Here is a 908-nt window from a genome sequence, read left to right on the forward strand (position 1 = left end):
CGGCCACCGCCAGCGGCAGCGCCAGGGCGTGCCAGCCCGCGCGCCGCCGGCGCTTGATCAAAGAGGAAGACGGTGCGGCTGCCGGGCCAGCGGCCGGGAACAAAGGTAAGGACATGGCGGGCCTGTATTCTCGTGCTTGGTATCGTGGGGCGAAGGGAACGCGCGAAGCGCGGGCTCTATACCCACCTAATCGAACGAGAACGGCAAACCCGGAACCGGGTCAGCGGCGCGCTTCGATGCTAAGCCACCAGGACATGGGGCGGCGCACGCGCACCGGCAGCACCGAAGCCAGCATGTCCAGCGCATGCGGCAGGTCGTTTAGCGGGTAACTGCCGAACACCCGCAACCCCGCCACCTCGGGGTCCACCCCCAGATGGCCGGCGTGATAGCGGCGCAGTTCTTCCACCACCTGGCCCAGGGGGATGCCGTCGGCCACCAGGATGCCGCGCGCCCAGGCTTCGCGCGCAGGGCTGGCAGGCGTCATGGGCCGCAAGGCATCGGCGGTGAAATAAGCTTGCTGTCCGGCCGGCACCACGCCGCTGACTTGCCGCCTGGCGGTTACCACGCGTACCGCCCCCCCGTACACGGCAAGCAATACGCCGTCGGATTCCTGCCGGACGGAAAACCGCGTGCCCAGGGCCTGCAACCGGCCCTGCCCGGTCGCCACCACGAAGGGACGGGCCGGATCCGATCCGGTGTCTATCAGGATTTCACCGTCCACCAATTGCAGGCGGCGCAACGAGGCGCTGTAGTCCACATTGAATGCGCTCAAGGCACGCAGCCACACTTGCGTGCCATCGGGCAGTTGCACCCGGCGCGTCTCGCCCACGCCGGCCCGGTGGTCGGCCTGCCAGCCGGCTGCCAGCGCAGGCAAGGGAGTATGGCGCCAGCCGGCCCACCCCGCCCAG

General features: G+C 69.4%; 1 protein-coding gene. It reads right to left on the reverse strand.

Annotated features, from left to right (window positions below):
- Positions 1-220: 220 nt before the first annotated feature.
- Positions 221-908, reverse strand: a 688-nt coding sequence (locus LPZ50_RS25075) for a FecR family protein (protein WP_230665531.1), incomplete at its 5' end; no start/stop codon positions are given.

Source organism: Bordetella petrii (assembly GCF_020991325.1).
In the GTDB taxonomy this organism is placed as follows: Bacteria; Pseudomonadota; Gammaproteobacteria; order Burkholderiales; family Burkholderiaceae_B; genus Bordetella_A; species Bordetella_A petrii_E.